The organism is Achromobacter semiaridum (assembly GCF_053543755.1).
On the sequence record NZ_JBLVOL010000017.1, the window covers coordinates 17,991 to 26,158 of the forward strand.

General features: G+C 59.8%; 7 protein-coding genes. 2 read left to right on the top strand and 5 right to left on the bottom strand.

Going from position 1 to position 8,168, the window contains the following annotated elements; translation table 11 throughout:
• Positions 1-2: 2 nt before the first annotated feature.
• Entirely contained in the window at positions 3-983 is a 981-nt protein-coding gene (locus tag ACNPP0_RS05270) for a Bug family tripartite tricarboxylate transporter substrate binding protein (protein ID WP_448705205.1), read from the bottom strand.
• A gap of 749 nt (positions 984-1,732) precedes the next feature.
• Here ACNPP0_RS05270 and ACNPP0_RS05275 point away from each other — a divergent pair.
• Positions 1,733-3,409: an ATP-dependent nuclease gene (locus ACNPP0_RS05275; RefSeq protein ID WP_448705206.1), complete on the top strand. Its 1,677-nt coding sequence runs from the start codon at positions 1,733-1,735 to the stop codon at positions 3,407-3,409.
• Positions 3,406-4,935: a UvrD-helicase domain-containing protein gene (locus ACNPP0_RS05280; protein WP_448705207.1), complete on the top strand. Its 1,530-nt coding sequence runs from the start codon at positions 3,406-3,408 to the stop codon at positions 4,933-4,935. The genes ACNPP0_RS05275 and ACNPP0_RS05280 overlap by 4 nt, the downstream gene beginning before the upstream one ends.
• A 253-nt stretch (positions 4,936-5,188) precedes the next feature.
• Here ACNPP0_RS05280 and ACNPP0_RS05285 read toward each other — a convergent pair whose 3' ends face one another.
• The 4 genes from ACNPP0_RS05285 to qatB form a co-directional block, all read right to left on the bottom strand.
• A complete protein-coding gene (locus ACNPP0_RS05285) occupies positions 5,189-5,341 on the bottom strand; it encodes a hypothetical protein (RefSeq protein ID WP_448705208.1) in 153 nt (50 codons plus the stop codon).
• 227 nt (positions 5,342-5,568) lie between these two features.
• Positions 5,569-6,306 (bottom strand): Qat anti-phage system TatD family nuclease QatD, encoded by a 738-nt coding sequence (gene qatD / locus ACNPP0_RS05290; RefSeq protein WP_448705209.1) that lies wholly within the window; start codon positions 6,304-6,306, stop codon positions 5,569-5,571.
• Positions 6,306-7,571, bottom strand: a complete 1,266-nt coding sequence (qatC, locus tag ACNPP0_RS05295) for a Qat anti-phage system QueC-like protein QatC (protein WP_448705210.1) — start codon at positions 7,569-7,571, stop codon at positions 6,306-6,308. The genes qatD and qatC overlap by 1 nt, the downstream gene beginning before the upstream one ends.
• Positions 7,568-8,168 (bottom strand): Qat anti-phage system-associated protein QatB (gene qatB, locus ACNPP0_RS05300; protein WP_448705211.1); only part of this gene is annotated, 601 nt, incomplete at its 5' end. The genes qatB and qatC, both read right to left, overlap by 4 nt.

Sequence of the window (8,168 nt, forward strand, 5' to 3'; positions counted from 1 at the left end):
GGTCAATCCATCTTGATGTTGGCGCGCTTGACGATGTCGGTCCACTTGGCATTCTCGGCCGCGATAAAGCGCCGATATTCCTCTCCCGACCCCGTGTACAACTGCGTGCCCTGCGCCGCCAATCGATCCTTCAATTCCGCCGACGCCAGCGTCTTTTGCAACGCGGCGTTCAGGGCGGCCACCACCTCGGGCGGCGTGCCGGCGGGCGCCAGCAATGCGTTCCAAGAACTGATCTGCAACGCCGCATCGCCCACTTCCGCGCTGGCGGGCACGGCGCCCCCCGACGCCAGACGCTTGTCCGCCGCCACCGCCAACGCGCGCAACTTGCCCGAGGCCACGTGCGGCATGATGATCGGGCTGGCGTCCATCACCACATCCACCTGTTCGCCGATAGCCGCATTGACCGCTTCGCTGCCGCTCTTGAACGGCACATGCACAATATCCACGCCGGCCGTCAGCTTCAACAATTCCAGCCCCAGATGCGGTGAACTGGCATTGCCCGCCGACCCGAAATTCAACCGCCCGGGATTGGCACGCGCATAGGCAACAAACGCGGCAAAGTCCGCAGCCGGCAACCCGGCGCGCGTAGCCAGCACGAAAGGCGACCCGGACACCATGCCCACCGGCACGAACTTGGCGGCGTCGTAACTCAGCTTGCTGTAGATCAGCGGATTCACGATCTGCGTGCCGACGGTGCCCATGAAGACGGTGTAGCCGTCGGGCGGCGCGCCGGCCGCCAGCTGCGCGGCAATCACCCCGCCGGCCCCGGGCCGGTTTTCAATGACGACGCTTTGCCCCAAGGCATCACCCATCCCCTTGCCCACCTGCCGCGCCACGATATCCGTGATCCCGCCCGCACCAAACGGCACCACCAGCCGGATCGGCCGATCGGGATACGCCGCATGCGCCCCACCCGCTATCGCGGCCATTCCCGCCGTCACACACATCGTCGCCAGCGCGGCGAACTTGCCAAGCACCTTCATGTCATTCCCCTTGGATGGGCTTTATTTGCCCTAATGACACAAAGTGTCCTACAGAACATTGATTTTCCGCAAGGGGAATTTTGGATGGAGGGTGTATGAGCAGCAGGAATAAAGTTCGCCTTTTTTGTTGAAGTTCGCCTTTTGGATTTGGTCGGCAACACCTGCTATTGCGCAGGCATCTTCTCTTATTCTGTGCGGACGGACGGCCTGCAGGCTGAAGAAAGGCGAACTTTGCAATAAGCGCGATTAAATTAGCGCGACAGTTCAAGCCGTCAGATTTTGGATGTGCCCGTCCGGAATTAGGTGGGAGACATGGACGTCTCGAGGCACTCGGCTATTGGAAAATTTCGGCATCGGAAACGCAGTGCTTCGTATGGAAGGCCCCAGTGGCAAGTGACCGTGTTCGGCTAGAAGCAGAAATGCACTTGTGTCGCGCCAATGTCTAGCGAAGCGCGAAAGCAGTCGTCTGTTTTGTTCGCAAAAGCAGCTGATACCAATACTGCTCGTTGAGTTGAGTGCTGCTAAGCTACGTTCTCTTAGCATTTTGTTGCAATTGACGAATGCAGATGATCGCGAACCTGCGAGGTATTCGAAGCCCGCGTTCCTTAACGAGCTAAGAGAGCGGGTTGCTGGGTATGACCCTATTCCTCGCAATTGAGAATGACATGGCCCACACAGCACGTATTCATAAAATAACTATTCAACGCTTCAGGGGCATCCACTCCTTAACATGGCTGCCTGCGAAAGGAATGAACGTCATCCTGGGTGGGGGTGACGGCGGAAAAACGACCATCCTCGAAGCGATTGCATTGCTGCTTTCGCCATCGAACACTGCGGTCATCTCGGAGGCCGATTACTGGGCGCGCGACAGCGCGCAGGAATTCGTCATCGAAGCCGTCATGACCCTACCCGATACGACCGGGATCGGCTCGCAGAGCACTTTCGCCTGGCCCTGGGCGTGGAACGGGCAGGATGCGATACCTCCGTCAGCCGACGAAGAAGAAGACCTTGCCGCGCCCGGCGAGCCGGTATATCGCGTGCGGGTACGGGGTACCGCGGAATTGGAACTCGCGTGGGAGGTCATGCAACCCAACGAAGAATCGGCCCATTTTTCGTCAGCCGTTCGCCGGCGTATCGGCTTGGTTCGAATGAGCGCTGATGAGCGCAATGATCGCGATCTGCGCCTTGTCTATGGCTCGGCGCTGGATCGGTTGTTGGCCGATAGCGCATTGCGGGCACGTATCGGCAAGGAGGTCGCAGGGCTCAATTTGCACGATTCGCTCAATGAGAAGGGTAAGGAGGCGATTGAATCGCTGGATGCGCGCATGGCCGGTGCTGCGCTTCCCAGCAATTTGAAACTCGGTCTTACGACCAGCCAGGGGTTATCCATCGGCTCGCTCATTGGACTAGTGGCGACCGAGAATGGGGTGGCGTTGCCCCTGAGCAGTTGGGGTGCTGGCACCAGACGTATGGCTGCGCTCGAAATCGCATCGTCAACGGACAAGGAAGCAAGCGTTACGCTCATTGATGAGATTGAGCGCGGACTAGAGCCGTACCGCCTGCGCAAGCTCATCAATATCCTGGCCGGCCAACACGGGCAGATTTTCCTCACGACGCATAGCCCTATTGCCATTTCGTGTGCCGAGGACGCGCACCTCTGGTATCTGGACAGCGCGGGCGCCATCGGGGCGCTGCCTCGGGATAAGATCGGGCCACAGCAGAAACGCGATCCTGAAACATTCCTGGCGCGTGTGGCCGTCATTGCAGAAGGACCCACCGAAGTCGGCTTTTTACAGTACCTATTAGAGAGGGCCTTTAAGGGCAACCCGCTCGATCACGGGGTGCGAGTCTGCGATGGCCAGGGAAACGATGCGACCTTGGATCTGTTGGAGACGCTCGCGTCTTCCGGTTTGCTATTTGCCGGCCTGGCTGACGACGAAGGTACGGCTCCAGAGCGGTGGAAGAAGCTGAAGGACAAGTTCAAAGGACGATTGCACCAGTGGCCCAAGGGCTGCACCGAGGATCATGTGATCGGGGCCGTTCCCGAAGAAAATCTTCTCGCACTGCTGAAGGATGCAGAAGGCGAACTGGATGGCTATCGACTTCGGACTTTGGCGGAGCGCCTCGGACTTCAAGACAAGAGCACCGAGGCGATAGATGCGGCGCTGAAAGCCTCTGGAAAGACGTGGCGCACTTTGATCATTGCAGCCGCCAGCGGCAGCAAGGATGGCGCGCCCGCAGGTCAAGAAAAAGCTTGGAAGAAGCATTCCCAGCAATGGTTCAAGTCCACTGTCGGTGGACAGGAGTTGGCCCAGAAAATGGTCGCGTTAGGCGCTTGGGCGGAAATACAGCCGCAGTTGCTTCCATTGATCAACTCGGTACTGACAGCCGTGGGTCACAAGGCTTTGGAAGAGCTCGAGCTATGAGCGACCACACCGTTGCCAAGCTTCTCCGCTCACCCGAGCGGCTGGTGATCATTGAAGCTGCAGCGGGCTGCGGCAAGACATACCAGGCCGCTGCGTACGCGCAGGAGGTGGTAAGAGCGATCGGTGATGGCCGCTTGCTCATCCTGACGCACACCCACGCCGCTTGCTCTGTCTTCGCAGAACGCACGAAGAAGGCCGGGTCACGCGTCGAAATCAAGACCATCGATGCCTTGATTGCGCAGATCGCGCTGGCGTACCACAAGCCACTTGGTCTTCCGCGCGATCTGACCTCCTGGGCTTGGCGGGATGGAGGGCAAGGCTTTGAGATCATGGCAACCAAAGTCGCGGGATTTCTGCGTCATCAGCCGATGGTGGCTCGTGCACTGGCCCAACGCTATCCAGTCATCGTGTGCGATGAACACCAGGACACCAGTGTCGATCAGCACAGTGTTGTCATGTCTTTGCTGTCCGCTGGAGCATCTGTCCGGATCTTTGGTGATCCCATGCAGCGGATTTACGGCGCCAAGACCGACAAAGCCGCGCGCGAGGATCGTGCCCGCTGGGATGCTTTGAAGGCGCAGGGAGCAGGCGAGAAGCTGATCACCCCTCACCGCTGGAATACCGGTTGTCCTCTGTTGGGGGCTTGGGTAATCGAGGCGCGGGGGAGCTTGGAACGCGGAGCTCCAATAGACCTGACCGGAGCGCTACCTCCATCAGTTAGGGTGCTTGTCGGAAACAACACGGCTCAGATGCGTACGGGCTACCAACTGTCCAAGGAGCATCGAATACCGATCGACAATATGCTGAAAAGCCGCTCGCAGCTTATGGTTCTCGCATCGCAGAACGACTTGGTGTCGGCACTTCGGGCCTTCTGGTTTCGGAGAGTACCGATCTGGGAAGGGCATACGCGTGATGCGCTAGGGACGCTCGTGCAGACACTGCGCGCCGGTCATGGTGATCCGGAAGCGGTGGCGCAGGGTCTCATCACCTTCATGGGCAGCGTCGCGGCGGGATTCAGCTCGTCCAGCCACGGTGACCGACTTTTGCAGGAAGTTCGCACCGGGGCGGCGCGCCCCACCACCGGGAAGCCGGCCAACATCCAGGCGGTCGCACGATGCCTCCTGAACAATCCCTCGCATATGGGCGTATCGAACGCACTCGCAAAAATTGTTGCGCTGGTGAAGGATAACGCCGCGGGCTTTGACACCGTGAAGATCGATCACTGGTCCGAACTGCGGGATGCCGTGCGCATTGGTCAGTTTACAGATCCGGACGAAGGATTTGCAGAGGTGTCGCGTATGCGCTCCCATTCCCATCCTTCATTACCCCCGAAGGTGCTCAGCAGCATTCACAAGGCGAAGGGCCTGGAGTGCGACCACGCGATGCTGATGGCCTGCGACAAGACGCGGTTCACATCGACCCTGTACGCCAAGTCCAAGATGTATGTAGCCTTTAGCAGGGCGAAAAAGTCGCTCACCTTGGTGGTTTCGACATCCAATCCGAGCCCCCTGTTCAAGCTCCGTTGACGGACAGCCCCATGAGAAACAATTTCAGTGATCGGCAGTTTGCGCCGAGGGCCCGTACCGAGTAGACGGTGAGTCCCGTGGCGGTGGCCCGCATTTCGGTCCTGGTTGAGCCCCCGACCGGTTCATCTCGCGCCGCTCGCGCTGTCTGCGCCACAGTGCGCAGGCAGCAGGCAGCAGGCAGCAGGCAATCATAGCCTAACGGCAATCAAGCGCGCGACTGTTGCACCCACTGCCGCACGCTCGGGCGCTGCCACTAGCGGGTGGCGTAGGCCTTGAGCCGTTCAGAGAGGGCATCACCGTTCATAATCAAGCGGTTGAGCATCAACGCCAGATCGATGTCGGCAATGCACCAGTTGCTAAAAAGATGTCCGCTCTTTGTCAACGAGAAGTCGGTCGCAACGTTCATCCTTCGCGTTCGATCGACTAATTCACAACAGGGGAAGAGCCTCCCGCCTCTTGGCACAAGAAGCAGTCGGGCTTAGCGGACTAGCGCACGATCGTTTCAAATTGAGCCAGCCAGACCAGTTGAACAGTAGACGTCGCTTGGCACCGTCCTTATGGGCGTTTTCGGTCAAGAACGGACTTTCATGAGTGTCTGCCTACAGCCAACAGTCGTCATGGTGGCGCATTTGCTTACCGTTGACCCATGAGATAAAGAAGCGCCTGTCCGTTTTGAGCAAGTATTTCCGTTGCTTTATCAGGCGATATCGCCCACAACGGAGCAAGGCCCTCGGCAACCTGGGACGTGTTCCAAGGCAAGATTGACTTGCCCCCAACCTTGGCAAAGGGACCATCGCTTTCTGGCACAACGCGGTCGTGCGGCATCGCTTTAGCCAAGGCCCGGCCATTCGCAGATTCGAACATCGCCGGCCCGATGCTGAACCAACACCCGCGCGCCGCGGCGTCCTTCAGTTCAGATGTACTTCCGGAAAACCAGTGCATAACGGCCGTGCCGAAGTTCGGATGCCGCTCGAACTCCGCCAATACGTCCCTGACTGCGCGGCGGGAATGGACGCTGAGCGTTCTGCCTCCCAACTCCGCGCACCGGGCGATGACCGCGCCGAAAATCTTGCGCTGAACTTCGTAGTGGGCTTTGAAACGAGGAGACCCATCAAGGCCCACCTCACCGACCGCTTTGACGCCAGCAATCTGTTCCAGTAGCAGGTCTAGTTCTGCTACGCGCTCGTGGGCAATTTCGGGATGGAGCCCCGGTGTGATGAGTATTGAGGGCAACGGCTCCAGCGCTCGCGACGTCGCCGCAAACGCCTTAGGACTCGTGGTCACCAACCAGGTGAACTCATTGCGGCGGGCGGCCTCGCGGTAGACCTCCCGCGCACTAGGGTAGAGGTCGAGGTGACAGTGAAAGTCCATCACAGCAGTCCGTCCACTTGGAGCAACGCCTCCAGTTCACCAAGACCAGCTTGGAGCACCCGCCGATATGACCCACGCTCACAAGGGGCAGCAAACGCGAGCGTGGCGCCAAGGAAGCGGTTCAATCCTTGTTCACGCGCCGACAACACAGCCAGTGCTGCCGCCATAGGGTCGTCCGGTCCGCTGGACTTGTCAGAACCGGCCAGCGAGGGGAAGGCATAGGTAGTCCTGTCGCGGCCATGGCCCCAGGCGAGAAACGCTGCTCGTCGAATCATGCAGGGAACGCAGCGGCCACAATGCGTTCGATTGTAGGTTCGGTACCGTCCGCAGCTCGTGGAATCTGAAGAGACAGTGGCAAGCAAGGTCTGGTTCGCGCATTCGCGAAGCATTTCGCCCTTCGTCTTGAACCGGTACGGCAACTCGAGCCGTACGCCGATGCCCAGCACTTCGAGTAGCTCCTGCAGCATTGCCATAAACAGCGGGTGCGTCGTGCGCGTACTGAGGCTGGAGACTCGCCCGGGGACGAGGGGCGGATTGATGCAGATGAAGCCGTTCTCGGGGACAAACACCTGCACGGGCGGGCCGGCAATCTTGGATGCCGCCATCACGGCGAACCCGTAGAACGCCAACGACCGACCGCGCGTCGAGGGCTCCCGACGGCCGGTAAAGCTGATGCCATGGCTCCACTGCATGTGAGTCGCCCCACCGCCAAGGAGCGCGGCATACCGGCGTTGGCGCTCGGAATCCTCGTGAGCCAACTGCGAGACGAACGCCGGCCGTCGCCCACGGGTCACCAAATCGATGCCCCCTACAAGGCTGTCCAGACCGCCCGACAGAAGCGAGATGCAATCGTGGTCCAGCGGTTGGAGTCTACCGTTCGGAGGCGCAACCCCGCCCTCGACGAAGTGAAGCGTCCAATAATCTCCCGTCAGAACCTTCAGCATCTGTTCGATATGGGCCTTCCAAGGTGCCCACCGAATGGGTTCATGCAAGCCGACAGTGAGTTCGATGGTCCGAGTCCAGCCGTCCGCACTGGTGTTCCGCAAACAGCAAAGGTCGGCTGCGCAAACCGACAAACAGAACTGCACGAAATCCCAAGCCTGAGCGCTTGGAGCGAATCCCTTGCGCTTCAACGATCCACGCCAACCCTGCGCGATTGTCCCAACGCCGGCGCGCTTGGCGCTCTTGAACAGCGTGAACGCGCGCTCGCCATCTGCGAGCGTCGGGGGCAAGTGGTTAACAGACGTACATAGCACCTTCGTCATGACGCAAACACCTCCATTGCCGACCGCAGAACGTCTCGGGCGAGCCGCTTCGGGTCAAGCCCCGTCCCACCGAGCCGTTCCATGACGACACGAACTTCCGACTGCACGTACTCCCGCACATCCTTCCGAAAGAGCTGGACTTGTTGCGGGTCGTGCCTCAGCCGCTCGTAGATTTGCCCGAGCTGTAGGTCCATGCGATTACAGACATCGTTAGCGATGGTGATGGCCATGACATCGTGAATCTGCACATCCGTCAGGTTGAAGACATCGATGTCGGGATTGAGTTCGTAGAGCAGTCCAAGCGCCTCGGCCGCGGCGTTGCGCAGCGATTCGTCGTCCACGCTGCCCGTATCGGGCATGACCTCCTTGACCAATTCCAGGATGAGGTCGTCGGCAGCGAGACTCGCAGCCCGTGTGCGATTTACCCAATCCACAACCTGGGGGTCAGATCCATCGCGGGCGGATGCCAAGAACTGCCCCAGGGCACCTGCGCCCTGGGCCGTACCTCGCATGGTGGTAGCCGCGCGCCGCGCACCGCCCATGCCCTTGGTAACCATGCTCTTGGCCGCGCCTCGCAACGAGTCGCGGCCGGGGGGG

Excerpts from the sequence above, each read along its gene's own strand:
- ACNPP0_RS05270 (WP_448705205.1), bottom strand. The coding sequence starts at position 983 with ATGAAGGTGCTTGGCAAGTTCGCCGCGCTGGCGACGATGTGTGTGACG.
- ACNPP0_RS05275 (WP_448705206.1), top strand. The coding sequence starts at position 1,733 with ATGAACGTCATCCTGGGTGGGGGTGACGGCGGAAAAACGACCATCCTC.
- ACNPP0_RS05280 (WP_448705207.1), top strand. The coding sequence starts at position 3,406 with ATGAGCGACCACACCGTTGCCAAGCTTCTCCGCTCACCCGAGCGGCTG.
- ACNPP0_RS05285 (WP_448705208.1), bottom strand. The coding sequence starts at position 5,341 with ATGAACGTTGCGACCGACTTCTCGTTGACAAAGAGCGGACATCTTTTT.
- qatD (WP_448705209.1), bottom strand. The coding sequence starts at position 6,306 with ATGGACTTTCACTGTCACCTCGACCTCTACCCTAGTGCGCGGGAGGTC.
- qatC (WP_448705210.1), bottom strand. The coding sequence starts at position 7,571 with ATGACGAAGGTGCTATGTACGTCTGTTAACCACTTGCCCCCGACGCTC.